Raw genomic sequence first — 25,088 nt, forward strand, 5'->3', positions numbered from 1 at the left:
ATCACACTTTCATACGCTTGCGCACGGTATGGGAGTGCCATGCGGCAGGTACAATAACAAGTAATGCAATTAGCGCCAAAAGCCAGGGGTAGTTGGCGTCGAACAGACGAAGCTGAGCAATACCAGCTGCGGTTTCATTGTTAATATGCTCTGCATATGCGAAGGGGCCAATGGCAGCCTCTTTTGCCACAGAAAAGCCTTGGCTGAATGCGCTTTGCCAGCCAAGTGAAGATAGCGAAGCATAGGCATTGTATGCCACCGCAGAAGCACCAAAACCTATAATGCCAATAGCTACAGTGCCAAGACTTAACGCACCAATACCCACGGCACCTACCGTTATTACACCTACTGATACTATTCCTACACTAATCGGAGCAACCGCAACACCACCCCACGCAAACAGTAAGCCGTAGGCATAGCTACCCCCACATATCCAACCCCGCGCAGGCTCGTAATTGTCCTCTGGCATACCAAACTGAAAGTGAAAAAGCGGCACACCAAAAATGCGTATCCGGCTTATTATTTCTCGCTGCTTCGCACCTTTTTGCGAGGCGCTATCTTTAAATGCATGTGGGTTAAAAAGCCGCTCTTGCGCTCTTAACGTTTTCATCGCGTTAACCATTTGGCCCACAAGGCGTAAATAGGCAAACACGAAGGCGAAAACCAGTAATTGCGATAGCACGGTAAACAACAGAGCCTGATCAGGTATGGCTAGCGCTGTATATTTAAATGCAATTTGTCCCACCACAAAGGCTATTGCCCACGACATAAAAACAACAACGGTTTTAACGACGAGGTTTCTTTCGTTAACTGTGCGAGTTTGTGCAAGGGCTGCCTGAAGCCCAAAAAATGTACTTATAAAGCCTGATGCGCTAGCTAAGAGGGCAATAAAGGCCGAAAAAGTGAAGAAGCTACTGGCTTTGGCAGCGCCAGCGCCATACGCGGCTGCTTTTGCGGGGGGAGATACTGTGCTGATGGCACTAACAACCGCTGCGGTAAATGCCACGCCTGGTTTGGTGCTTTTCAGTGACTCTTCAACAAATGAAGACATTGCTGCTTTTAGCAGCTTGCGGCCGCGTGAAAGGCGTTGCTTTGTTGTATCTACCGTAAGGTCCAGTTCTTGTGCTACACGCTCTACTGACTGTTGTTCTCGGTAAAATAGAATAAGCGGTTCTCGGTAGGTGCTTTCCATGCCTTCCAGTACATTCCACATAAGTGTTTGTTGTTGCTGTGAAATGGCTTGTTCGTCTAAGTTGCTGGTTGTAATGATTTCATTGGCGGCATCAGTTCCGTCGTACTGCGCTAAAGGTGAAGACATGTCGCTTGAGGCGCTAACATATTTGTGTTCTTTTCGACGGTGATGACTCACTTTAAAACGTAAGATCCCGCAAAGCCATGCTTTAAGCTTTTCGGGGTCGCGCAAGGTATCTAGTTTTGTCCATGCATCTATAAAGGCTTCCTGAGCGATATCTTCGCTTTGCTTTATGTCGCCAACTGACGAGTAAGCCAATGAACACATTAAGTTTTGATAACGGGTGACAATTTCGCAAAACGCATCGCGATTGCCACCCAAAGAGTGCATAACTAAGGTGGCATCATCGGCAGTGTTAAGCGCTATACGTTTTCTAAACATGGCTTCTCTTTATATGACTTATCTTTACATGAGTTGTAAGGGTTTATTACCTGTTGCCACAGGAATAAATCAATGAGCAACTACGACTTCTAATACTAAGTGCCACTTACTTTGTAAAAGGTGACAAATTTTTTTCTACAACCCTAAATAAATTTTTCGCAACACGCTCTAATCAAAATACAAAAAAGGTTTTTTTTGTTGTCACCTTTTCTGCGTCTCGCGTCACTTATACAGCATAGCATTTGCCGCAACGCCAAAATGCTTTTCAAACAAGTGGGGGTAAGCCCCAAATTTTTACTAACTAAGTGACGTTAAGAGGATATGTACTGTGATGACATTAACACTAAGAGCATTATTGACAAAAACACTAGTCAATGTGGTTATTGCAAGCGCAGCAAGTGTTGTACTTGCCACGCCCATAGCAATAGCCAATGACAACACGCAAGCCGTTATTGATGACTTTTCAGATAGCGTGTTGGCGACGACCGGGCATGAAAGGCAGTATTTAGACGATTCGTTAGCGGGTGGTGGCACTACTACAAAACACACCGTTGAAAGCGGAGTTCTGCACGTAACGGGTGAGCTAGTACCACCTAGAGGCCAACCTGGATGGGCAAGTTCTGTCATACCCTTAAATACGGTAGGGCTACCTTTTGATGCAAGCGCCCATACAGGTATAAAACTACGACTTAAGGTCAGTAAAGGTAATGTTAGCGTGTCGGCAAACAGCACAGAGGTAACTAATTTTGACTACCACGCCGTATCTGTAGCAGTACGTGCAGATGGGAAGTTTCACGAAGTCACAATTCCTTTTTCTGATATGAAGCGCATGTGGTCAGAGCAAACTGCGCTTAACCCTAAAACGCTAAATAGCTTAAGTATTGTTGCCTATAGCATGCAAAAAGCCGCGTTCGATTTTGAAGTAGACGACGTGCGCTTTTACTAGTGCATGCTTCGGCAACTTAATACATGCTTATGAATGCAAAAGCGACTAGCTAGGCTACTCACTAAGCGAAATATGCCAGACATTATGGAAACAACACATGACTAATGGACAAGATCAAAGGCTCTATTATTTAGATGCCGTGCGAGCATTGGCGCTGCTGCTAGGCGTAGTATTTCACGCTGGCCTGTCGTTTATGCCTATCTTTATTGGGTGGGCAGTAATGGACACGTCGACAAGCTATGCTGTGGCAATTTTTGTATTTATCAGCCACACCTTTCGTATGCCGCTGTTTTTTCTCATTGCAGGCTATTTCACATGTATGGCGCTTAAAAGAACAGATAATAAACGTTTCATAGTTTCACGGCTTACCAAACTTGCCCTACCTTTGCTGGTTGGCTGGATAATACTACGGCCGCTTATTGTGGCTGGTTGGGTTGCAGGTGGGCAAAGTATGCGTGGAGACATAGATTTTGCCGCAACCATAGGGCAGTCGCTTGAGGTGTTTTCGGCCTTGCCAACAAACTTTTTGATAGGCACGCACCTTTGGTTTTTATACTACCTTCTATTGGTTACGGGCACAGTGCTGGCATTAAGATCGTTGGCAAGTGTGTTTGAACTACAAAAAACGCAATGGCTTAGCTGGTTGAATAGGTTATTAAGCGCCAATCCATCCACACCTGTAAATACAGTAAAGAGCCGTGTTAGTTCAGCTACGCGTTTTATGGTTAAAAGCATACTGTGCATTGTGCCTACTGCGGCGTGCTTGTGGTTTATGAATGGCTGGGGCATCGACACGCCAGATCAATCACTTGCCATACATTGGCCCGCTTTTTTGCTGTATTTGGGGTGGTTTTTAGTTGGCTATACATTGTATGCCAACCAGACGCTGTTTATGAGCTTCACAAATATCAGTGTGGTAAAAGGTTTGTTGGGAATAGTTGCGCTGGGAATTTCACTTGTATTAACCGAGTACGAAATGCAGCAGGGGCACCCTGATTATTTGTGGTTGAAAGCCCTTTTCTGTCTTTGCTATGCCGTGGTGATGTGGACGCTCGTTCCCGTTACTATCAGTGTGTGTCGGCGCCTTTTCTCTACAAAACGACAATGGGTGAGATACGTCGCCGACGCCTCGTATTGGATGTACCTCATTCACCTGCCCATAGTGGTATGGCTGCAAATTGCAGTAGCCGAGCTTGAGTACCACTGGGCAATTAAATGGCTGAGTGTATGCGGCTTAACGGTAGCGATATCGCTAGTCACTTACTCGTTAATGGTAAAGCACACATTTATTGGCAAAGTATTGAAGGGCAAAGTCGCGTATTAAACTACGCGACTATTCATATCGATAGACATGACTAATTCATTAAGAATATCGTTTAAGTCTGAAATCTTCTCATTAGCAATAAAAATACTCATTTTAGAGTCGACGCTAATGTGTTGGTCGTTCACGTTATTATCAAAAGTGGTATCTAGCGCGGCTTGCATGCGCTCGAAGAAAGAACGCGCGCTGCGCTCTTCAATATTGTGAAGACATAAAATAAATTGTTCGGTACCAAAGCGCCCTAAAATGTCATTGCCGCGGGTGGTGTTTTGTAGCGTTTGAGCAATCTGGCGCAGCGCTGCATCACTTTTTGTGACGCCCAATCGACCAGTAATTTCACGAAGGTTGCTAATATCAAAAATGGCGATAGCAATAGCTCTACCTGGCTTTGGCGTATCAAGCGCATTTATACGATTTATTGCGGTGTCTGCGTTAAGTAGTTGTGTTACCGGGTCGATAGCTTTACTGGCCAAATGCTTTTTACGCAGCACATAGCCTGTAATTAAACTAATAAGTACAAAAATGGTAACGGCAGCAAAAAGCGTATTCTGCCGCAGTCTCTCTGCAGCTTCTATTTCTGATTCAAGATTGTAAATGCGGCTTCGTAAATCGGCGGCACTAAGTATGCGAGCAGAGTCTTGATTCATAATTCGACGCTTTTCAGCCTCTGCTGAAAACACTTCGTTGGCTAACTTTGCCCGTTTAAGATCGCCTAGCGCAATATACATCGCCAAATTAAAGCTTAGGTAATCTAGGTTTGTTCTAAAGTTTACGGGTATGAATACATCCTTGCCGCCAAGGCTGTCTAAATAATCTTGCACACAAGCTAAGTCTTTGTTGTAAAGACAAACTTCAGTTTTATGCCAGTTGTAAAATAGGGGGCAAGTGAACTTGAAACCTTAGAACCTGCTTCTTTAAGGTCAGGTAATGTATACGCAAGTTGGCTGTAGTTTTTCGTTTTGCGGTAGTAGTACGACAGCGCATATTGATAGTAGTAATTAGTAAGCGGCGTGTTTACTTCGCTATTAATTGACCCGTATTCAAGTATGCGTTGATACGCCTCATCGGTTTGTCCGCTAGCAAGTAGCGACACTATAGCACTAATCAAAATACTTAGCTTATTGCTACCTTTATACACTTTAAGGCCCATTTCGTGTGCCTTGATGTACTGCTCGGCAGCAAGGGCGTGTTGCTCAAGATCGCCATACAGCAACCCAATCGAGTTGTGAATGTGAGCAAGCTCTGCAGGGCTACCGTCGTCTGAATAACGTTGAAGCACGCTAAACATTTTACTTAGTCGCTCGGCTTCATCAGCGTTGTCTGAACAATAAGTAATTAAACCCAGCGACGCACTGGTAAAAATATCGCTGTGTTTTTCTGGTGACGAAATTTGCTGAGCCTGGTTATAGTATTCGCAGCGCGTAGGGTGTTCGCGCATATCGTACACAAAACCAATTTGATAAATTGCTGACGCATAGGCGTAACTGTCTGTGTCGATATCTTCTTGAGAGGTAATAGTGTTAAGCAGTGTTAGTGCTTCTTTAAGCTTTCCTTCGCAAATTAAAAACTGCCCCTTGGCGGCAGATAATTCAAAGCGCTGTTTGTCGGTTAACGACGTTAACTTAAGCGTGTCTTCAAGCTCGTCCTGAAGCGAGGGCAGAGGGCAATCCCATGAAGGGGTTTGCATTTTTTTGATAATGACGTTTATTTCATCATTGGCAGCCGTAGGCAGCGCCAACATAAAGAGGCTTATAAACGCTGAAAAAATTAAACTAGCTTTACGATACATGAAAACAATTTTGTTCTTTTTTCTTCATCATATCTATTTGAAGCCGGAACTACTACAAAACTAGTACAAAATCTTAATTAAATATGTGACTAATTATAAATAAACCCCTTTAATATTAATATATTAGTGTGCGCCTGACGTGCCAAAGCTAACTAAAATAGCCACGCCGACAAGCGCAATGGCCGACCAAACAACCGTTGCTTTGGTGGCTTTTTCGCCCAGCACCCACGCAACGCCTAGCGACATTAGTGCGCTGGTTGCAATGAGTGTTTGCACTACAGCGGCCTTGGCATAGGCAAATGCAAACATTTGTAAGTAAATAGCTGCGGTAGTACCTAACAGCGTTGCCACTACAAAAGCTGGCCAAACGCGCGAGCCATTTTCAATACTTGGCATGAACTTGGTTTTGGTAAGTGCAATAAAAGGCACCACAAAAAACATTCCACCCACTAAGCGTAAAAATGCGGCACTGGCGGCGTCTATTTCACCTGCACTTAATATGTCGCGGCTAACCACGGCACCTACGGCCTGACACAAGGCCGCACCAACGCCGTATAAATAACCGCTGGTGGCAAAAACATGGGTTGAGCTGCGTTTGCGTGCTTTTATAACCATGTCGACAGACAGTAACACCACAGCCACGCCTATCCATTGTTGCCAGGTTATCCACTCGCCAATAAAGGCCATGGCAAATAGCGCCGTAAAAAGCGGAGCAAGGGTTTCTGCAACCAGCACTGCTTGGCTGTCGCCAATACTTTGCAAGGCCTTAAAAAAGCACGTGTCGCCAATGCCTATACCAATAAAACCGCTAAGCAACAGCCATAAAACGGTGTTAGTGGTTAACCCCGTTGGTTGTACAAACACTAAAACCGCGGCCAGTATGGCAATAGAAATAAGGCCCTTCCAGAAATTCATGGTAAGTGGAGAAAACGCGTTGCCAGTGCCAACAAAAAGCCGTGCGGCAATAGCCCAACAAAGCGCAGTACCTAGCGCAGCAAAAACACCCATAAACAACCTGTTAAAAAAGACATGCCCAAAAAGCATACTGAAAAAGAGCGGCTATGCTAATGCAAGCCCTTGTTTTGGTAAACTTAAATTGTTGAACCAATTCATACACAAAAAACCAAAGGTTTAATGTAAACGTAACTGTTTTACTGGCGCTAAAACTGGCAGAGTTCGCGACTACGTTTGCGCATGTGCAAAAACTACAACGGCATAACAAAATACAAGGGCAGGGTATGAACCTAGACGGTATTAAAGGGGTAATTTTCGACTTAGACGGTACATTGGTAGAGTCGAGCCTAAATTTCACAAAAATGCGCGCCGACATTGGCTGCCCGCAGCATGAAGATATTCTTACCTTTGTTGATGCTATCGCCTGCGAGAAAACCAAAGCCAATGCTCACAACACCATTTTGCAGCACGAACTAGACGATGCACAAAACGCCAAATGGCTAGCCATTGGTAAGGAAATGGTGGAAAAAGCGCAGGCTCATAATTTGCCTATGGCCATAGTGACCCGTAACTGCCGCGAAGCCACAGCCATAAAACTTGCCAACAACAATATACCCATTGATTACGTGCTAACCCGCGAAGATGCACCCGCCAAGCCAGACCCAACGGCGCTGTTAATGGTAGCTGATACATGGCAGCTTCAACCGGAAGACTGCCTGTACGTAGGCGACTTTATTTATGACCAGCAAGCCGCCGAAAATGCTGGGATGAAGTGGTTGTTGGTTTAGATATCTATTGATTGTCCATCGGGTGGCACTGGCACCTCGGGAAGTGCATTGACTACATCCATAGCTATCAAGTAGCCACACCCTTGGCCGCCATATACTTTAGTATAATCTTCTTCAGATAGCTCTTGCATGTCTAAATTTTGTTCGATATTCATAGGCAGACTCCTTTCTTTTAAGAAAAACTAAATAGTGCTCATCGAGCATTGAAAAGAGTAGGCAAAAAAAGGACATATGGATATGCGAATCAAGACTCTAGGTATTATTGGGTGTGCTAAGCACTCACTTGGCTCATTTTTGATCGTTTTTCTGTTTTTGTTCGATAACAACGCTTATGCCTTTGGAAACACTCTAGATGGTAAAACCAAGTTTGCAGGTACTCCTTCAGGAATAATCAGGGATATTGAAGTTGTAAAAGAATCCACTTTTATAGCTTCTGAAAATGGTGTCTTTCATCTTTTAGGTGGACGTTCTGAATCAATCGATTTCAACCAAACAAAAATTAACGGGACTGTATCCGATCTCTCTCTTGGCCTGAATGGCAACCTTTGGATTGTAGAGTATGGCGTTGGTGTTTTCTCGTATGACCTTGAAAGCGGGGTCGCAACACAACAATTCACAAATGAAAAATGGCCTAAGTATGCCTGGAAAATTCAAGAGCTAGAAGGGAGTTTGGTTGTATCACTCATACAAGGCGTGATCGTAGCCGACTTGCGTACTGGTAAAATTCAAGGTTGGGCAGACGAAATAGGAGTCGGTAAGGTATACAAAGCGTTTTCCATTTCTGCTCAAAACAATGTGACAGCCTATGTTTCATCTGAAGAGCATTTATTAAAAATTGATGTTGCTGGCCGAACCGTAGATAGGTTACCCGTTAAGACAGTATTCCCTGAATTAGCGTCAATTAATACTGTTTCGATATCAAAAGAATTTATGTTTGTAGGTGGTAGAGAAGGGCTTTACATACATAATTTCAAAACTGAGACAAAAAGTTTCTTTCCTTTTGAAAAAACATCTAAATCTGCGTACGCAATGTCTGATGTTTACCTCTCCTCAAATAATGATGTCTATGTTGCTGCTGGTGGCCTGTTTGAATTAAAAGGAGATGTACTAAAAGAACCCAATTTCATGGCCCCCCTTTTATCATCAGAAGAGATAAAGAGTATAACCAGAATAAGAGAAACTCAGTCAAAGGAGTTACTGCTTGCCTCATCACAGTTAGGATTAATTTCACTTTCATCAACACACCAATCTATCAACTTGGTTCATGCAGGCGACACAGTTTTCAGAAGCAACATTCAAGAGTTTGGAATAAATGAGCATTCTGATTTCATTGTGAAAACTCGAAAAGGGAACTTAGTTCTAGATAAAGAAACCTAGGTGCACTTACAGCTCCCTTAAATCATGAGGACACCGTTTGTATTGACGCCAAAGCGCACGTAATGAACTCAATTCACAGTAAGAAAGGACTTAGGAATGACTATTGCGAACTTGAGTACATCAGACAATTTCATGTGGATGAAAATTCGTTCTTTTCCTACAGCGATAATGGCGAAACTGCCGTATTTGAATTGATAAGAGACGGTGAAATAATTGACCATTTTCCAGCTCCCAAAAAGATGAAGCATACTTTCCTCAGTCAATCAGGAGAGATAGTAGGCTTTGATGTTCACAACTCTGTTCATATACAGATGTCTAAATTCCGCTGGAAGTCTATCTCGCCCAATGACGGTGGCTGGAGTAGCGTAAGTTGTTTGATTGAAGGGGAAACGATTTTCCTTGTGTGCACATCTGGTCAAGGAATTAGGTCGATTGATAAGAAAACAGGTGAAATAAAAAGCTTCAAAAAGTTTGAGAATGCAGATCTCAGATTTATAAGGGCCGGAATATTATCAAGCAAGAGGAATTTGTGGGTCTCAACCAATAAAGGGCTATATGTTTTATCTTCACAAGGAGAGGTTTTTTCCTTTTCTGAATCCGACGGTATCTACGATACTGATTTTGAGTACGGAGGAATACGTCAAGTAGGTGAAAAGATTCTGCTAATGGGTGACAACTATTCGTATCTAATCGATGAGTCATCGGCGTTAGAGGCTATTGCAAAAAAAGCTAAAAGAAAAAAAGAAGTTATATTTTCAAAATTCTCTTGGATAAATAAGAATGGTGTGACTAAAACCTTTCACCCTCAGTTTGCGGAAAATAGCAGTACCGTAGTCTTAGATAATGATTTTGTAGAACTCAATGTAGATTTTGTCACTAGCAGCTACTCCGACTCTGAAAAAGAGAAGTTGGAATTCAGAATTGTTGGTATTGACGATAACTGGAAGCCACACCCAAGATCACAAGCATATTTGTCTATATCTGACATAAAGCATGGTAAATACACAATACAGTCGAGAATCTTGGGAGAGGGTAACCCAACTAATTCCCTTTCTTTTGCTGTCAGGAAACCATTCTATCTACTTAATGAAGCGTACTGTGTCTACCTAACTTTGTTAGCTGCTGTTATATGGGGATTTCGAAAACGGTTAATACAAGATAAATGGGCAAGGTTTAAATCTACTAATCTCTACACTAATTTAACTCGTTTCGAAATAACGGATGGGCAGTCAAAATTCGAGAAAATGCTTCGCAGTAAAGAACGCCAAATTAGTGAAATTACTCATGAATTGAGAACACCAATTCAAGTTATAAAAGGATCGCTAGAGAAGGCATCAGAAGAAAGTACGGAAACGAAGGAATTTATTAGCATCAAAGAAAATATGCGGCGAGTAGAGCAACTTATTGAGCAAATGAGAAGTGATATCCCCCGAGCTACAAACCCTTCTGACTATTACAGAGTTTACTCGCTTGAAGATATACGGTTCATAGTTAATTCACTCGAACCATTAGCCAAACAAAAAAGGCAAAATCTTGAAGTGCGGTTGAGAGGAAAGAGAGACATTTCCTTGATCAATGATAGTTTAGAGAAGATCATCTCAAACTTGATACAAAACGCAATTAAATACACTCAAGAGCACGGCAATATTACGGTGTCTGCATCAATAGATAGCAAAGTGTTAAAGGTTACAGTTTCTGATGATGGAGAAGGAATTGATGAGCGTATCCAAGGTAAGGTTTTTGAACGCTTTGTTCGAGGTGAAACAGAAGAAGAGGGACAGGGAATTGGTTTATCAATTGTTAGAAATTTAACGGAGCTCAACCAGGGAAATATTGAGCTTGATAGTACGAGGGGAGTTGGTTCTAAATTTATCGTTATATTACCAGTGGATGATATCGAGTTTGTTAATAGTCATGCCGAGGAGTTGCAAATAAAAGGGTTCCAGCCTAACCAAAAATCACTACTTATTGTTGACGATAGCCGGGAATTCCGAACTCACTTGTTTGACTTATTGTCTCCAAATTACAGGTGTTTGGTGGCAGGTAACGGAGAGCAAGCCTTAGACGTAATGCAACGCTTTTTAGTCGATTTAGTCATTACAGACCAAATTATGCCGAAGATGGATGGCCTCCAACTTACAAGAGAAATCAGACAACATGCCAGCCACTTCAATATTCCTATTCTGATGTTATCAGCTAAAACTAACCCAGAACTGGAAAAGGCAGCGCTTGAAGAAAAAGTTGATTATTTCCTTTCAAAGCCAGTATCTAATGATGAAATCTGTTTGAGAATAGAACACTTCCTATCAATAAGGGAAGCGCATAGTCTTGACGAAAATGGCTGTAATAAACCCGTTTTTGAATATGGGTGCCTGGAAATACCAGAGCTAAAAAATGAGAAAGACATGGCTTTCTATCTAAGTTTCATTGCAGTCCTTGAGAAAAATTTCCACCGAGAAGAATTCAACAGGGATCAGGCGGCAGAAGAGTTGTTGATGAGTACAAGAAGCTTGAACCGCCGTTTAGCAGAGCTTTTTGATTATAATTTTAGCGAGTTTTTGTCTCGCTATAGAATTGAGAAGTCTATCCCTATTTTATTAGAGGGAAATTCAATTCTTGAAACTTGCCTAGATGTAGGCTTTGGCACGGCCGCCTATTTCTCAACATCATTCAAAAAAGTAAAACAAGTGCCACCTAAAAAATACGTTGAGGAGTATAGAAGAACAGTTGCCTAGCAAGTTAGGTATCTAAATATACCTACGCCGCTCAGCCAAAAAGCCAATTAACATAAATGATGCCACATAGCCTGCACCTTGGTACTGCCAAGGTAAGTAGGCTATTACGTGTTTCAAAAATGGTGCGCCGTACAGAGTAAGTGCGCCATAGCCAAATGCGCAAAGCACCACAAACAAGCTAACGCGAATAACAAAATGGTAGGGTGCAAGTATGCGCTTTACATGGCCGTTAATAATATCGCCGTATACCACCAAAATGGTGGCCATTAGCATAATGCTCATTTCGGTGTAATAGGGGCTTAGTGCGCGTGAAAGGGCGCTAAATAATTCACTCATAACAAACTGCGTTTACAAAGCTACTAATAGAATATTAAGCGCATAGTAACCGCTTCTGTTTTGTCACAAAAGCGGTTTGCGCTAAATATGAGGAACTTCTAGGGCGGCTTAAGTAATGCCAATTATGCAAGTTGTGCAAATTGAATTTCGAAACTTGCGTCTTTATCGAAAATTCATTTGATACCCATACAGAAATCTAACGTACCAAATCACCATGTTAATAAACCCATCAGATCCACGATGAAGGCGGTGGTAAACAATATGGCAGCACAACAACGCTTAGCTCGGCGGTCTATGCCGACAGGCCCAGTGACAGCGGCGTATGAACGCAAGATAGATGCAGGCGAGGTGCGACTAGATAACGCGCAAATTGCTCTGGCGGCAAAACTCGATGCCCTGCACCAGTCTCTTACCTCGCTTCCACCAGTACCAGTGCGCACCTACAAAGGGGAAGATAGCAGCGCTACTAGTAGCAATCCGCTATCACTGTTACTGCAACGCGGTCTTTGGAATCTGCCAAGTCCTTTCTTCAAAAGAAGTTCTATTCGTGGTCTTTGGGTCCACCACCACAAGGAATGTACATTCATGGCCCGGTCGGGGTCGGTAAGAGCTTTCTAATGGATCTCTTTTACGCGTCGGTTACTCGGTCCTGATGATGATTCTTGTTGTAATAATGACAGCTACAAGCACCAAACATTACCAAACGCCGCGTCCACTTTCATGAATTTATGCTAGACGTCCATCATCGAATTTTTGTCTACAAAGAAAAGCACCCCACAGATGATGCGCTCCCCATCGTTGCGCAACAATTGGCACAAGAAGCCCAGCTTCTCTGTTTCGATGAGTTTCAAGTAACAGACGTAGCCGATGCCATGATTTTGAAACGGCTGTTTTCATTATTATTGAGTTTGAACGTCGTGGTGGTGGCCACGTCGAATCGCGCCCCTGAGGAATTGTATAAAGGGGGCATTAACCGCTCTCTCTTTTTGCCATTCATCGACACACTGAAACAAACGTTCGACATTATTTCCATGGAGGACTCCAGTGTAGATTATCGACGCGAAACTCAGGCAGGTGGTCAATCCTATTTTTGGTCAAACAAAGATGCGCATGGCAATATCAATAGCCACATACAGGCGCAGTTAGAAGAAGTATTTGGCGGCACTGCATCTGAAACTAAGGCCGAGGTTATTTCCGTCCTCTTTGGTCGCACCGTCCAGGTGGCCCGATTTAATGAACGGTGCGCTTGGTTTAACTTTTCCGAGTTGTGCTACCAACCGCTTGGTGCAGCCGATTATATTTCCCTCTGCTGCCGATTTCCGGTCATCATTGTAGACTGCGTTCCCCAACTGGACGCCAATCTCCTTAACGAAGCGCGACGATTCGTTACCCTCATTGATGCGTGTTATGAATCTCGCACCCGCTTAGTGCTGGCAGCACAAGTTCCACTTGACGAATTGTTTGTCGATTTTGAAGCGCATGTCGAGAGCGACGATGGAGATGGAGAATTGATTGTTAATGATAAAGGGGGAAACTCGAGTTCCTTTGCGACAACCATGATCCGCACCAAAGAGGGGGCATATTATGAGTGGTCAGCGACGGGGCGAGTTGGCGTGTCACTGGCACAGTTTTCGTCCGCCAACGATCTCGCCTTTTCCTTTAGACGAGCTGCGTCTCGGTTGGTTGAAATGGGTGGAAGAAAATGGGGACGGCAATAACGGCTTACGTTAAGGTTCCCACCGCCCCTGCTTATCTGAGAAGCACTGTTACATTGTACTTCTCAAACTGGTAGTGCATTTTACTTAAGCTGCTTTAAGCACCCGCATTCAATTTACTCACTGCTTTAAAGCCTTGCTCAACTGTGGCAATGCGGTCGGTGGTGTGGTCGCGCTCTACAAACTTGTGCTCAATACCTGCCAATTCACCGTGTGCAAATATGTCTTTGAAGTTAATGGTGCCTTTGCCCACATCAGCAAAACCACCATCTTCGGCTAAGTCTTTTACATGCCAAAGCTTAAAGCGGCCAGGGTAGGCTTTAAAGTAATCAACCGGGTTCTTGCCTGCTTTAACGGTCCAGTATAAATCTAGTTCCATGGCAACTAAATTCGGATCGGTTTGGGTAATAAGTACGTCCAGCGGTATTTGGCCGTCGCGGGTTTCAAATTCAAAGTCGTGGTTATGGTAGGCAAGGGTAATGCCCGCTTTATGGCACGCTTCGCCTATTTTATTCAGCTTTTCGGCCAATGCTTGATAGGGCGCTATGCCCACGCCACGCTGGGCTTCACTTAGCCAAGGTACTACTAAGTATTTGTGCCCCACAGTTTGTGCGTCATCTAGCACTTGGTTTATGTTTTTATCAAACACATCCAACATAATGTGCGCCGATGGTGCGCGTAACCCGTTGTCATCTAGTAACTGTTTAATGTCTTTAGCACTGTGGTCAAAATACCCCGCAAATTCCATTTCTGTGTAGCCAATATCGGCTACAAGCTTGAGGGTTGCTGGCACACTAACTTTCATAATGTCGCGAAGGGTATAAAGTTGAAGCCCAACCGCACTGGCGTGTTGTGCATGCATAGCATTGTTACCTTTATGGTTGTGCGCCAATACAGCTGGCGTACCTAATGCTGCCAGCGCCCCCGATGAATACTTTAAAAATTGGCGGCGCGATAGCGCAGTAGTGTCATGTGTGCTTTCGTTATTAAAGTTCATGGGGCTGTCCTTTTGCTGTATTGCGTTAATTAAACAAGTTTGCCTTTAATGCTTTGATACAGGGCCTGTGCTTTCTCTGGTAATAAGTTCAAATGGCATAATAACTTTGGGCGCTTTTCTAATTTTGCCGTTAAGCAAGTCCACCAATAGCGTAACCGCCGTGCGCCCAAACTCTTCGGCGGGCTGCGCAATGGTGGTTAGTGGTGGGTCGACAAACGCCGAAAAGGCAATGTCATCAAACCCTGCAACCGAAATATCATTAGGAACGTGCAAGTTAGCTTGCTTAAAAGCCTGCATAGCGCCAATAGCCGTTTCGTCGTTTTCACAAAACACAGCACTTGGCCTGTTATTAAGTTCGCTAATGGTTACGCCCGCGTTATAGCCTGCCTGAAGTGTAAAGTCGCCATCCAGCAGTATGCTTTCGTCAAAGTCTATATTGGCGTCGCGCAGCGCATCTTTATAACCGTTTAAACGTTCTTGTGTTAGCGGACTCGAATTGGGGCCTTTAATCATGGCTATGCGAGTGTGCCCAAGCGAAATTAAATGCTGAGTCATGGCTTTGGCGGCAGCGCGGTTATCTAAACTCACCACCGGATACTGGCCATCATCAATGACCTCACAGGCGTTTACCATGGGCAGCAGCCCATTGTCGTTTATCATAGTGGCGTCAAACGGGTTATGGGCTCGCAGCTGTATAAGGCCGTCTGCCTGCGAAGTACTTACCATTTTGGCGTAATGGTTTTCTATGTCGTTATTACCTAAGGTATTGGCCAGTAAAATAGAATAACCAAGCTCTGCCGCAGCCTCTTGCATACCACTTATTACACGAGCAAAAAATACGTTCGATACGGTAGGCACCAACACCACTAAATTGTGTGTCTTACCCGACCTAAATTTTACCGCCATCAGGTTAGGCTTATAACCCACAGCTTGCACCGCAGCCATTACCTTGCTGCGCGTTTTAGGCGACACCCTTTCTGGTTGTTGCAGTGTTCTAGACACTGTTGCCACAGATACTCCAGCGTTATCTGCCACATCTCTAATGTTTGCCATGTACTTTTCTAGTTCTGCTTGTTCTTTAGCATTGTATTGTAAACCTGTTACACCCTTTTGCGCACCCGGCTAAAAAGGGCATGCCCTTATATTAAACTGATACTGCGATCCGTTTTCTTGTTAAATGTAACCGTTTTCATTTTATAAAGAGAATACGCACATTTTTATCAATATCAAATGCTATTTGTATTAATTTTGTAAATTGTAGCTAGTCTTGTAGGTGAAATTAGCGCTACACGGCGCAAGTTTGAGGTACTAAAGCGCCATTTTGTAAATGATAGTTTAATGGAATGATGCTTTTCATGTTGACATAATAAAATGTAACGGGTTACATTTCATTGCATTAAAGCACGAGAAATATGCAAAATCGATCAGAGGATCACGCAATGCAACCAATTCGAATGGGAATGATCGGAGGCGGCGAAGGCGCATTTATTGGCGCGGTACATCGTCATGCAGCAGGCTTGGATGGTCATTATCAACTAGTGTGCGGAGCGTTTAGTCGTAACGAAGATAACAACGCCCGTACCGCAAATGCAGTGAACGTGCAGTCGTCACGTTGCTATGCCGACTGGCAAACCATGTTGCAGGCAGAGTCATCATTACCAGAAGACCAGCGGATGCAGGTTGTGGTTATTGTTACGCCTAATCATTTACATGTCCCCATTTCTATTGCTGCTATTCAAGCTGGCTTTCACGTGTTTTGCGAAAAACCTGCTTAAGCGTAAATTTTGCCGAAGTTAAAGAGCTGCAAGACATTATTCACGCCAACAACAGCCTGTACGGATTAGCACATACTTACTTAGGCTACCCAATGGTGTGGCAAGCACGCCACATGGTAACTAGTGGCATGCTAGGTAACATTCGAAAGGTATATGTGGAATACCCGCAGGGCTGGCTATCGGGTGAAGAAGAAAGCCACAACAAACAGGCACAGTGGCGAACTGACCCGGCTATTTCTGGGGCAACGGGTGCCATGGGCGATATTGGAACGCACGCGTTTGGTTTAGTGGAGTTCGTATTAAACGACGCCGTTACAGCACTAAGTGGCGAGCTTTACACCCATGTTGAAGGGCGACGCTTAGATGACGATGGTGCAGCGCTAATAAAAACAAAAAGTGGGGCTACAGGGGTACTGATTGCCTCGCAAGTGTGTGCGGGCGAAGAAAACGCCTTAAAAATTCGCGTGTATGGCGATAAAGGTGGGCTTGAGTGGCGACAAATGGAGCCTAACTCGGTGATTTACCGCCCTACCGATGCACCCTTCCAAGTATTTCGCGCCGGGCAAGGCCAAGTAGGACTTTGTGACCAGGCGTCGTCTCGTTGTCGTGTGCCGTCAGGTCACCCAGAAGGCTACCTTGAAGCCATGGCAAATTTGTATACCGACTTTGCAAAAGCAGTTCGCGACAATCAAAAGGGTAAAGCTGATGGTGTACCAGGTATAAATTCTGGTTTACGCGGCATGGTGTTCATCGATGCTATGTTGGCTAGCAGCGGCAGCGACACAAAATGGACGTCGATTAGCGACGAAGGCACTAACTAATGCAAATGCATATCCACAATCATAAAGGGTGCACACATGGCGAATAATCAACAAGCGATTCAAGGCCCCGCTATTTTTTTAGCGCAGTTTATGGGCGACAGCAGCCCTTTTGATACGTTAGAAAATATGGCTAAGTGGGCTGCATCTTTGGGCTACAAAGGTATTCAAGTACCTACCGACCCAAAGCTCTTCGACTTAGAAAAGGCCGCCGAAAGCCAAGCGTATTGTGATGAGGTAGCCGAAACATGCCGCAAAGCTGGCGTAGAAATTACCGAGCTGTCTACTCACCTTCAGGGCCAGTTAGTGGCAGTACACCCAGCGTACGACGAATTGTTTGATAACTTCGCGCCAAAGCATCTGCATGGTAAACCACAAGAACGAACCGAATGGGCAGTGAACCAGTTGAAATGCGCTGCCATCGCTAGCAAGCGACTTGGGCTTAAGGCTCATGCCACGTTTTCTGGTGCGCTTATGTGGCATTTAGTTTATCCGTGGCCGCAGCGTCCAGCCGGGTTGGTAGAACAAGGCTTTGCCGAATTAGCCAAGCGTTGGAAGCCTATCTTAGATGCCTTCGATGAGGCAGGCGTCGACGTGTGCTACGAAATTCACCCCGGTGAAGACCTACACGACGGTGCGTCGTTTGAACAGTTTCTAAAAGCAGTAGATAACCACCCAAGAGCCAATATCTTGTTTGATCCTAGTCACTTTGTACTGCAGCAGCTGGACTACCTAGACTTTATCGATCGTTACCACAGCCGCATCAAAATGTTTCATGTCAAAGATGCCGAATTTAACCCTAATGGCAGAAATGGCGTGTACGGTGGTTACCAAGATTGGCAAGACCGCGCTGGTCGTTTCCGTTCATTGGGCGACGGACAGGTCGATTTTAACGGTATTTTCAGCAAGCTGACTCAATACGGTTTTAGTGGTTGGGCAGTGCTTGAATGGGAATGTTGCTTAAAAGACAGTGCGCAAGGTGCGGCAGAAGGGGCGCCATTTATTGCTTCGCACATTATTGAGCCAAGCAAGTATGCATTCGATGACTTTGCTGGCGGCGACGTAAGCGAAGAAAAGAATAAACGTATCCTAGGGATAGTGCGTTAAGCCAAACGCATAAGGAAAATAATAATTATGATTACCCTACGACTAAGCATAATGATGTTTTTACAGTTCTTCATTTGGGGCGGCTGGTTTGTCACGCTAGGCACCTATTTGTCGAACACGCTGCAAGCGAATGGCGGTCAAATAGGCATGGCGTTCTCTACCCAAAGCTGGGGGGCCATTATTGCGCCTTTTATAGTAGGTCTAATTGCCGACCGATTCTTTAATGCTGAGCGCATTTTAGGGTTACTGCATTTGGTAGGTGCAGCGTTGATGTATTTTATGTATCAGGCTAGCGACTTTGCCAGTTTCTACCCGTATGTATTGGCTTACATGATTGCCTATATGCCCACATTGGCATTGGTGAATTCGGTGTCGTTCGGACAAATGGACGACCCATCAAAGCAGTTCGGAAAAGTTCGTGTGTGGGGCACTGTTGGCTGGATTGTGGCAGGACTTATGATTAGCTATGTCTTTTCATGGGATTCTGCGCAGTCCATTGCCAACGGTATGCTCAAAAACACATTCTTGTTGTGCAGCATTGCATCGCTTGCTCTAGGTATATTTAGCTTTACGCTACCTAAAACGCCACCACAAAGCAGTGACAAAGCGGTCGGGGTTCGCGATGTGCTAGGGCTAGATGCACTGGCACTGCTGAAAGATAAGAACTTTTTAGTATTCTTTTTATCGTCTGTACTTATCTGTATTCCGCTGGCGTTTTACTACCAAAATGCCAACCCATTTCTTACCGAAATTGGCGTAGAAAACGCAACGGGCAAGATGACCTTAGGGCAGGTATCAGAAGTCTTGTTTATGCTGGCACTGCCTGTCTTCTTGAATCGCTTTGGTATTAAAGCGACCTTGGTAATTGGAATGGCTGCATGGGTCATTCGCTATGCTCTATTTGCGTTTGGCAATGCTGATGATGCCTTGTTTATGCTTATTATAGGTATTGCGTTGCACGGTATTTGTTATGACTTCTTTTTTGTCTCTGGGCAAATATACACAAATGCAAAAGCGGGCGAAGCAGTAAAAAGCGCAGCTCAAGGCCTTATTACATTAGCCACCTATGGTGTAGGTATGCTGGCGGGTTTCGCTGTAGCTGGTGCTATTACCGACAGCTATACGTTGGAAAGCGGAGCGCATAGCTGGCAACAAGTGTGGTTATTCCCTGCAGCGTTTGCGGCAGTGGTATTAGTGTTGTTCGCTATCTTGTTTAAATCTGAAAAGGTAGAAGCAGATGCACAACCATGATCATAACCACATGCGTCGTAAGCTATTACAAAGTATGGCGGTAACAGGCGCGGGTGCACTGGCAGCTATGCCCGGTTTATCTATTGCACAAACAATGAAAAATGACGGTATTACCTCATCACTGAAAGGCAACGTGAACCATTCGGTAAGCCGTTGGACCTATGGCGATCTTTCTATCGAGGAGCTTTGCCAAACGGTTAAGTCACTTGGGTTTAATGCTATCGATTTAGTGGGCCCAGCAGATTGGTAGGTATTGAAGCAATACGGTGTCGACTCGTCCATGTGTAATGGCGCGGAAATAAGCTTAGAAGACGGCTTTATTCACGCCAATTTACACGATGAGCTTGAGGCACGTTATCTAAAGCACATCGACCTGGTAGCAAGCGCGGGCTACACCAATCTTATCTGCTTTAGCGGCAATGCCAGAGGCATGTCACGCGAACAAGGGTTACAGAATGCCGTTAAAGGCTTAAAGCGTATTTTGCCTCATGCAGAAAAGCGTGGCGTGGTTATTTTTATGGAGCTATTTAATAGCAAGATCGATCACCCCGACTACATGGCTGATAACTCAGCCTGGAGCATAGAGCTTTGTAAAAGGCTTAACAGTAAGCACTTTTCTCTACTCTACGATATCTACCATATGCAAATTAACGAAGGCGATATTATCCGCACTATTCGCGATAACCATCAGTACTTTGGGCATTACCATACTGCTGGCGTACCTGGTCGTCATGAAATAGGTGCAAACCAAGAACTAAATTACCCGGCAATAGCCCAAGCTATTGTTGAAACCGAGTTTTACTGGCTATTTGGCACAAGAGTTTATCCCCACACCGAAAACTGAAGCTTAAGCAGAATTGCGTCGCTTAAAGAAGCGATTCAAATCTGTGATGTGTAACGTGCAACACGCACAGCGACAATTTAAGCGATAAAGGATGTGTTATGGCAACGAATGAATACGATGCAATTGTAATTGGCTCTGGCATCAGTGGCGGGTGGGCAGCGAAAGAGCTGACCGAAAAGGGCCTTAAAGTATTAATGCTTGAACGCGGTCAAAACATTGAGCACATAAAGGACTATAAAAACGCACACAAAGAAGACTGGGATTACCCGCATCGCGACCTGCCTACGCAAAAAATGAAGGTAGATTACCCGGTACTTAAACGCGACTACCCACTTAACGAGAAAACCTTGGGGATGTGGGCGAACGAGAAAGACAACCCTTACACCGAAGACAAGCGGTTCGACTGGTTTCGTGGCTACCATGTAGGGGGGCGTTCTCTTTTGTGGGGTCGTCAAAGCTATCGCCTAAACAAAGAAGACTTTGAAGCTAACGCCAAAGAGGGTATTGCGGTTGACTGGCCTATTCGCTATGAAGACCTTGCACCTTGGTATGACTATGTAGAAAGTTTTGCTGGTATCAGTGGTAATCGCGACGGATTAGATGTTTTGCCTGATGGTATTTATCAGCCGCCCATGCCAATGAATATCGTGGAAGAAAACGTGGCGGCAAGAGTAAAAGAAGCCTTTAAAGGTAGCCGACATATTATACATGGCCGTACATCTAACATGACGAAAGGCAAGCCAGAAGAAGGGCGTGTGCATTGCCAATACCGCAATAAGTGTTGGCTAGGTTGTCCGTTCGGCGGCTATTTTAGCACTCAGTCTTCCACACTGCTTGGCTGCGGTAAAAACCGGTAATTTAACGCTTCGCCCATACTCTATTGTTAAAGAAATTTTGTTCGACAAAGACAAGAAACGGGCAACAGGTGTGGAGATCATTGACGCTGAAACCAACCAAACCTATGTGTTTAAAAGCAAGATAGTGTTTGTTAATGCGTCAGCCCTTAATTCAGCGTGGGTGTTAATGAATTCTGCTACCGATGTCTGGGAAGGCGGGCTTGGCAGTAGTAGTGGTGAACTAGGTCATAATGTGATGGATCATCATTTCAGAGTTGGTGCATCTGCTGACGTAGAAGGCTTTGACGACAAGTATACCTATGGGCGACGTCCAAGCGGTTTTTATGTTCCTCGTTTTAGAAATTGGGGCAACGATAAGCGCGATTATTTACGCGGTTTCGGATATCAGGGTAGTGCCAGTCGTTCAGGGTGGCGAAAAGATATTGCCGAGATGGGTATTGGGGCTGGGCTTAAAGATGCCATCAGTGAACCAGGGTCGTGGACAATTGGTATGACTGCCTTCGGTGAAATGCTACCTCACCACGACAACCGCATTTATTTGAACAAAAAAGTGACGGATAAATGGGGAATGCCAGTTCTTGCTATGGATGTAGAGATAAAAGAGAACGAACTCAAAATGCGCAAGGATATGCAGCAAGACGCCATTGATATGTTTGAAGCGGCTGGCCTTAAAAACGTGCGAGGTTGGGATGCCGACTATGCACCAGGCATGGGTATCCACGAAATGGGTACTGCGCGCATGGGGCGGGATCCAAAAACGTCAGTACTGAATGCGCATAACCAAGTATGGGATGCCCCGAATGTATTTGTGACCGACGGTGCGGCTATGACGTCGGGTAGTTGTGTTAACCCGTCACTTACCTATATGGCATTAACCGCGCGCGCTGCAAGTTTTGCAGTGGAAGAGCTCAAGCGAGGTAACTTGTAATGGAAAGAAGAGCACTACTTAAACTTATTGCTACTGCAACGGGCACAGCGATGTTCGCTGGCAACGCATTTGCGTACAAAGATTTAGTACCCGTTCCGCTAAGTGCAACCTTGTTTTCTAAAAATGATGTGGCACTTTTTAATGAAATGGCTGAAGTGATTATTCCACAAACCGATACTCCTGGAGCAAAAGCTGCGAATGTAGGGGAAACCATGGCAGTGCTGGTGACAGATTGCTACACACCGCTACTGCAAAAAACATTTAAAGACGGTATCAACACCATCAATACATTGAGCCAGTCGAAATACGGTAAAGCTTTCTTACAGCTTGACGGTAAACAAAGAGAAGCCTTGTTTAACGAGCTGGATACAGAAGCAAAAGCGGCCAACTTAGAAAACAGAGTATGGCAAGGGGTGGAAACCAAGCAAACCAAGTCAGTGGGAGCCAGGCACGGATGAACCAACGCCTCATTACTTCACTTTGCTAAAACAATTAACGCTGTATTGTTTTTTCACATCACAAATAGGGGCCACTAAAGTACTTCGTTATGTATCGATACCGGGTAAGTACGACGGCGCTATGCCTTACAAAAAAGGCGACAAAGCGTGGGCTACATAAGTTCACCCTCTATCAGCAACAATAAAAAACATATATTGCGTACATCAACTTTTAAGTAATTAGGCAAACATAATGAACAAACATTCAGTGGCAAAAGCACTGTTATTCCTATCACCGATATCATTATTGGCGGCTACCAACGCATATCCCTTAGATGAAGATAGGCTTACTCGTGAACAGCAGGCAGCAAAAACTGAGGTATGGAAGCCAGTACCTGAAACAGTATCATTCAGCAAAAACAACGTACCGTCTGATGCTATCGTGCTATTAGGCGACAACCTAAATGCTTGGGAAGCGTTAAAAGGCGGTGATGCAAGTTGGTCTATGCAAGATGGCGTGTTAACGGTAAAACCTGGCGCGGGAGATATTAAAACCAAAGCGTCTTTTTGCGATATTCAGCTACACGTTGAATGGATGGCACCGATGCCAGAGAAAGGAATGGAAGGTCAGCAGCGTAATAATAGTGGCATATTCCTTCAGCAACGCTACGAAGTGCAAGTGTTAGACTCGTTTGAGAACAAAACCTACCCTAACGGTCAGGCTGCAAGTGTATACAAGCAAACTATCCCTTTAGTAAATGCGATGAAGGCCCCTGGCAATTGGCAAACCTACGATATCATTTACAAAGCGCCGCGTTTTGAGGGTGAGAGCTTAAGTTCGCCTGGCTATGTCACCGTTATCCACAATGGCGTGGTGGTGCAAAACCATACCGAAATACAAGGTACAACAGAGTGGATAGGCGCGCCAAAATACAAAGCACATGGCTGTGCACCTCTACAGCTTCAAGATCACGGAAACTACGTAAGCTTTAAGAACATATGGGTAAGAGAGTTGTAATGATGCCAAGCTAAAAAGCGTGTCGGTAAATATCCTCTATTTCCTCTACGCTTAGCTGCTTTGGGTTATTACGCAGTAGGCGAGTGACTTTGCTCGCCTCAATGGCAAGTTCTCCAACATAGGCTTCAGGTATATCAAAGTGCTTAAGCGATTGCGGAATATCCACATCTCTACATAACTTCTCAACGGCATTGAGTAATAGTTTTACTGCTTCGTCCTTAGTGTGATGTCTATCGCAAAGTTTTAGCTGCTTTGCCACGCAATACAGTTTGTCTGCACAAAAAGGCGCATTCACTTTTAGCACATGGGGTAGCATAACGGCATTACTCATTCCATGAGATAAGTGAAAACGTCCGCCTAACGGATAAGCCAGTGCATGCACTGCCCCTACGCCAGCGTTGCCAAACGCAAGCCCTGCCATTAAGCTGTTTAGGTGGCCATATCTTCCCTTGCTGATAAATTTTCGCCATTTGCATAGGCATGGGGCAGGGCGTTGTATATTAGTTTTAACGCTTTTTCAGCAAGCGCATCGGTAATGGGTGTGGCATTAACCGATACATAGGCTTCTAACGCATGAACAAAGGCATCTATTCCACTTGCGGCGGTTATTGCTCTGGGGCAGGTTTTTGTCATCTCCGGTGCAACAATTGCAACGTCGGGCAATAAGCAGTGACTAACAATGCCTTTTTTCATCTGTGATTCGTCGTCGCACAGTATTGCTATATTAGTAACTTCTGAACCCGTACCTGCCGTGGTAGGTATTGCGATAAGTGGCAAGGCACGATAAGACAGGGTATTTTCACCAAAAAGATCTGACAGTTTACCTGTGTAATCGTAAGTAGCGGCTAATATCTTTGCGCTATCAATAGCACTTCCGCCCCCTAGGGCAATAACACCATCTATTTGTTTTTCTCTAAGTAGAGAAAGCTTGTTCTCTATAACGGTGATTTCAGGTTCTGGAGGAATATCATCGATGACTATAGTGGCAGCAGTCGGAAGTAATGGTGTAAGTTGGTCGAGCAATCCTGACGCAGATACGCCTTTGTCAGTGATAATGGCAAAGCTGTTGATCGATAGTCGTGCCATCTCAGCACTAAGTGCCTTTATGGCACCTAAACCAGTAATTAGTTTCCCTGCGGTTTTGAACTCAGAAATATTCATCGCGCCCTCACAATAAACCTGTGCAAATGCTTTCTTTATATAAGTACTTTTATGCTCGTTAATAGAAAGCTATAGCATCTAATCTAATGCACGGGTAGCCAGATACCAATTAAGTGAACTTATAGATGGGTAAAATTGATATGAATTCGCCCGTTTTTACAACGATCTGTTCATAGTTTGCGCAAACGATCGAAAAATAAGGATTTTTTTAAAATACTTGTTGACGTGAGCGCTCAGATCCCTAAAATGCGCATCCGCTTCGACAGGAAAGCAAAACAAATTGCTCCTAAGAAGTAAGTCT

The 25,088-nt window shown here is 44.4% G+C and carries 19 protein-coding genes and 5 pseudogenes; 15 read left to right on the forward strand and 9 right to left on the reverse strand.

Going from position 1 to position 25,088, the window contains the following annotated elements; translation table 11 throughout:
• Position 1: 1 nt before the first annotated feature.
• On the reverse strand, positions 2-1,633 hold the full coding sequence (locus tag V6N89_RS01520) for an RNA polymerase sigma factor (RefSeq protein WP_338519843.1): 1,632 nt from the start codon (positions 1,631-1,633) through the stop codon (positions 2-4).
• Positions 1,634-1,964: 331 nt separating this feature from the next.
• On the opposite strand from V6N89_RS01520, the gene V6N89_RS01525 reads away from it, so the two are divergent.
• Together V6N89_RS01525 and V6N89_RS01530 are read left to right on the forward strand one after the other, a co-directional pair.
• Positions 1,965-2,579 (forward strand): CIA30 family protein, encoded by a 615-nt coding sequence (locus V6N89_RS01525; protein WP_338520194.1) that lies wholly within the window; start codon positions 1,965-1,967, stop codon positions 2,577-2,579.
• A 97-nt stretch (positions 2,580-2,676) separates the two neighbouring features.
• Positions 2,677-3,903 carry an acyltransferase family protein gene (locus tag V6N89_RS01530; protein ID WP_338519844.1) on the forward strand — a complete coding sequence of 409 codons (1,227 nt, stop codon included), beginning with the start codon at positions 2,677-2,679 and terminating at the stop codon, positions 3,901-3,903.
• Here V6N89_RS01530 and V6N89_RS01535 read toward each other — a convergent pair.
• The 3 genes from V6N89_RS01535 to V6N89_RS01545 form a co-directional block, all read right to left on the reverse strand.
• On the reverse strand, positions 3,900-4,721 hold the full coding sequence (locus V6N89_RS01535) for a GGDEF domain-containing protein (RefSeq protein ID WP_346993313.1): 822 nt from the start codon (positions 4,719-4,721) through the stop codon (positions 3,900-3,902). The two genes, V6N89_RS01530 and V6N89_RS01535, sit on opposite strands and share 4 nt — an antisense overlap.
• Positions 4,722-4,726: 5 nt before the next feature.
• A complete protein-coding gene (locus V6N89_RS01540; protein WP_346993314.1) occupies positions 4,727-5,689 on the reverse strand; it encodes a hypothetical protein in 963 nt (320 codons plus the stop codon).
• 123 nt (positions 5,690-5,812) lie between these two features.
• Complete coding sequence (locus V6N89_RS01545) at positions 5,813-6,697, reverse strand: DMT family transporter (protein ID WP_338519846.1); 885 nt, start codon at positions 6,695-6,697, stop codon at positions 5,813-5,815.
• Positions 6,698-6,927: 230 nt separating this feature from the next.
• Between V6N89_RS01545 and V6N89_RS01550 the strand changes: the two genes are divergently transcribed.
• On the forward strand, positions 6,928-7,431 hold the full coding sequence (locus tag V6N89_RS01550) for an HAD family hydrolase (protein WP_431189758.1): 504 nt from the start codon (positions 6,928-6,930) through the stop codon (positions 7,429-7,431).
• Here V6N89_RS01550 and V6N89_RS01555 read toward each other — a convergent pair.
• Complete coding sequence (locus tag V6N89_RS01555; protein WP_338519847.1) at positions 7,428-7,586, reverse strand: hypothetical protein; 159 nt, start codon at positions 7,584-7,586, stop codon at positions 7,428-7,430. The two genes, V6N89_RS01550 and V6N89_RS01555, sit on opposite strands and share 4 nt — an antisense overlap.
• Positions 7,587-7,668: 82 nt before the next feature.
• On the opposite strand from V6N89_RS01555, the gene V6N89_RS01560 reads away from it, so the two are divergent.
• The gene (locus V6N89_RS01560) at positions 7,669-8,808 is read left to right on the forward strand and encodes a hypothetical protein (protein ID WP_346993315.1); all 1,140 of its coding nucleotides are present in this window, start codon (positions 7,669-7,671) and stop codon (positions 8,806-8,808) included.
• A 62-nt stretch (positions 8,809-8,870) separates the two neighbouring features.
• Positions 8,871-11,543, forward strand: coding sequence for an ATP-binding protein (locus tag V6N89_RS01565; RefSeq protein WP_338519849.1), 2,673 nt, complete (start codon positions 8,871-8,873; stop codon positions 11,541-11,543).
• 12 nt (positions 11,544-11,555) lie between these two features.
• Here V6N89_RS01565 and V6N89_RS01570 read toward each other — a convergent pair whose 3' ends face one another.
• Positions 11,556-11,879, reverse strand: coding sequence for a DUF3392 family protein (locus tag V6N89_RS01570; RefSeq protein WP_338519850.1), 324 nt, complete (start codon positions 11,877-11,879; stop codon positions 11,556-11,558).
• A gap of 261 nt (positions 11,880-12,140) precedes the next feature.
• On the opposite strand from V6N89_RS01570, the gene V6N89_RS01575 reads away from it, so the two are divergent.
• Together V6N89_RS01575 and zapE are read left to right on the forward strand one after the other, a co-directional pair.
• Positions 12,141-12,497, forward strand: coding sequence for a hypothetical protein (locus tag V6N89_RS01575; RefSeq protein ID WP_338519851.1), 357 nt, complete (start codon positions 12,141-12,143; stop codon positions 12,495-12,497).
• Positions 12,455-13,597: pseudogene (zapE, locus tag V6N89_RS01580) on the forward strand (cell division protein ZapE). Before V6N89_RS01575 ends, zapE begins: the two are co-directional and overlap by 43 nt.
• 94 nt (positions 13,598-13,691) lie before the next feature.
• Here zapE and V6N89_RS01585 read toward each other — a convergent pair.
• Both V6N89_RS01585 and V6N89_RS01590 read right to left on the reverse strand, forming a co-directional pair.
• Entirely contained in the window at positions 13,692-14,591 is a 900-nt protein-coding gene (locus tag V6N89_RS01585; protein WP_338519852.1) for a TIM barrel protein, read from the reverse strand.
• A gap of 45 nt (positions 14,592-14,636) precedes the next feature.
• Positions 14,637-15,644 carry a LacI family DNA-binding transcriptional regulator gene (locus V6N89_RS01590; protein ID WP_338519853.1) on the reverse strand — a complete coding sequence of 336 codons (1,008 nt, stop codon included), beginning with the start codon at positions 15,642-15,644 and terminating at the stop codon, positions 14,637-14,639.
• A gap of 386 nt (positions 15,645-16,030) precedes the next feature.
• On the opposite strand from V6N89_RS01590, the pseudogene V6N89_RS01595 reads away from it, so the two are divergent.
• From V6N89_RS01595 to V6N89_RS01630, 8 genes and pseudogenes are all read left to right on the forward strand, one after another.
• Positions 16,031-17,187: pseudogene (locus V6N89_RS01595) on the forward strand (Gfo/Idh/MocA family protein).
• A 36-nt stretch (positions 17,188-17,223) separates the two neighbouring features.
• Positions 17,224-18,291, forward strand: coding sequence for a sugar phosphate isomerase/epimerase family protein (locus V6N89_RS01600; RefSeq protein WP_338519854.1), 1,068 nt, complete (start codon positions 17,224-17,226; stop codon positions 18,289-18,291).
• Between the two features lie 27 nt (positions 18,292-18,318).
• On the forward strand, positions 18,319-19,542 hold the full coding sequence (locus V6N89_RS01605; RefSeq protein WP_338519855.1) for a nucleoside permease: 1,224 nt from the start codon (positions 18,319-18,321) through the stop codon (positions 19,540-19,542).
• A pseudogene (locus V6N89_RS01610) lies at positions 19,529-20,440 on the forward strand (hydroxypyruvate isomerase family protein). Before V6N89_RS01605 ends, V6N89_RS01610 begins: the two are co-directional and overlap by 14 nt.
• 44 nt (positions 20,441-20,484) lie before the next feature.
• Positions 20,485-22,171 (forward strand): annotated as a pseudogene (locus V6N89_RS01615) (GMC oxidoreductase).
• Entirely contained in the window at positions 22,171-22,629 is a 459-nt protein-coding gene (locus V6N89_RS01620; RefSeq protein ID WP_338519856.1) for a gluconate 2-dehydrogenase subunit 3 family protein, read from the forward strand. The pseudogene V6N89_RS01615 and the gene V6N89_RS01620 overlap by 1 nt, the downstream one beginning before the upstream one ends.
• A 22-nt stretch (positions 22,630-22,651) precedes the next feature.
• Positions 22,652-22,789: a hypothetical protein gene (locus V6N89_RS01625; RefSeq protein ID WP_338519857.1), complete on the forward strand. Its 138-nt coding sequence runs from the start codon at positions 22,652-22,654 to the stop codon at positions 22,787-22,789.
• Between the two features lie 72 nt (positions 22,790-22,861).
• Positions 22,862-23,626: a 3-keto-disaccharide hydrolase gene (locus tag V6N89_RS01630; RefSeq protein WP_338519858.1), complete on the forward strand. Its 765-nt coding sequence runs from the start codon at positions 22,862-22,864 to the stop codon at positions 23,624-23,626.
• Between the two features lie 10 nt (positions 23,627-23,636).
• Here V6N89_RS01630 and V6N89_RS01635 read toward each other — a convergent pair.
• Positions 23,637-24,787: pseudogene (locus V6N89_RS01635) on the reverse strand (iron-containing alcohol dehydrogenase).
• Between the last annotated feature and the right edge of the window lie 301 nt (positions 24,788-25,088).

It is taken from the genome of Alteromonas gracilis, from assembly GCF_036870955.2.
In the GTDB taxonomy this organism is placed as follows: Bacteria; Pseudomonadota; Gammaproteobacteria; order Enterobacterales; family Alteromonadaceae; genus Alteromonas; species Alteromonas gracilis_A.

Excerpts from the sequence above, each read along its gene's own strand:
- V6N89_RS01520 (WP_338519843.1), bottom strand. The coding sequence starts at position 1,633 with ATGTTTAGAAAACGTATAGCGCTTAACACTGCCGATGATGCCACCTTA.
- V6N89_RS01525 (WP_338520194.1), top strand. The coding sequence starts at position 1,965 with ATGACATTAACACTAAGAGCATTATTGACAAAAACACTAGTCAATGTG.
- V6N89_RS01530 (WP_338519844.1), top strand. The coding sequence starts at position 2,677 with ATGACTAATGGACAAGATCAAAGGCTCTATTATTTAGATGCCGTGCGA.
- V6N89_RS01540 (WP_346993314.1), bottom strand. The coding sequence starts at position 5,689 with ATGTATCGTAAAGCTAGTTTAATTTTTTCAGCGTTTATAAGCCTCTTT.
- V6N89_RS01545 (WP_338519846.1), bottom strand. The coding sequence starts at position 6,697 with ATGGGTGTTTTTGCTGCGCTAGGTACTGCGCTTTGTTGGGCTATTGCC.
- V6N89_RS01550 (WP_431189758.1), top strand. The coding sequence starts at position 6,928 with ATGAACCTAGACGGTATTAAAGGGGTAATTTTCGACTTAGACGGTACA.
- V6N89_RS01555 (WP_338519847.1), bottom strand. The coding sequence starts at position 7,586 with ATGAATATCGAACAAAATTTAGACATGCAAGAGCTATCTGAAGAAGAT.
- V6N89_RS01560 (WP_346993315.1), top strand. The coding sequence starts at position 7,669 with ATGCGAATCAAGACTCTAGGTATTATTGGGTGTGCTAAGCACTCACTT.
- V6N89_RS01565 (WP_338519849.1), top strand. The coding sequence starts at position 8,871 with ATGAACTCAATTCACAGTAAGAAAGGACTTAGGAATGACTATTGCGAA.
- V6N89_RS01570 (WP_338519850.1), bottom strand. The coding sequence starts at position 11,879 with ATGAGTGAATTATTTAGCGCCCTTTCACGCGCACTAAGCCCCTATTAC.
- V6N89_RS01575 (WP_338519851.1), top strand. The coding sequence starts at position 12,141 with ATGGCAGCACAACAACGCTTAGCTCGGCGGTCTATGCCGACAGGCCCA.
- V6N89_RS01585 (WP_338519852.1), bottom strand. The coding sequence starts at position 14,591 with ATGAACTTTAATAACGAAAGCACACATGACACTACTGCGCTATCGCGC.
- V6N89_RS01590 (WP_338519853.1), bottom strand. The coding sequence starts at position 15,644 with ATGGCAAACATTAGAGATGTGGCAGATAACGCTGGAGTATCTGTGGCA.
- V6N89_RS01600 (WP_338519854.1), top strand. The coding sequence starts at position 17,224 with ATGGCGAATAATCAACAAGCGATTCAAGGCCCCGCTATTTTTTTAGCG.
- V6N89_RS01605 (WP_338519855.1), top strand. The coding sequence starts at position 18,319 with ATGATTACCCTACGACTAAGCATAATGATGTTTTTACAGTTCTTCATT.
- V6N89_RS01620 (WP_338519856.1), top strand. The coding sequence starts at position 22,171 with ATGGAAAGAAGAGCACTACTTAAACTTATTGCTACTGCAACGGGCACA.
- V6N89_RS01630 (WP_338519858.1), top strand. The coding sequence starts at position 22,862 with ATGAACAAACATTCAGTGGCAAAAGCACTGTTATTCCTATCACCGATA.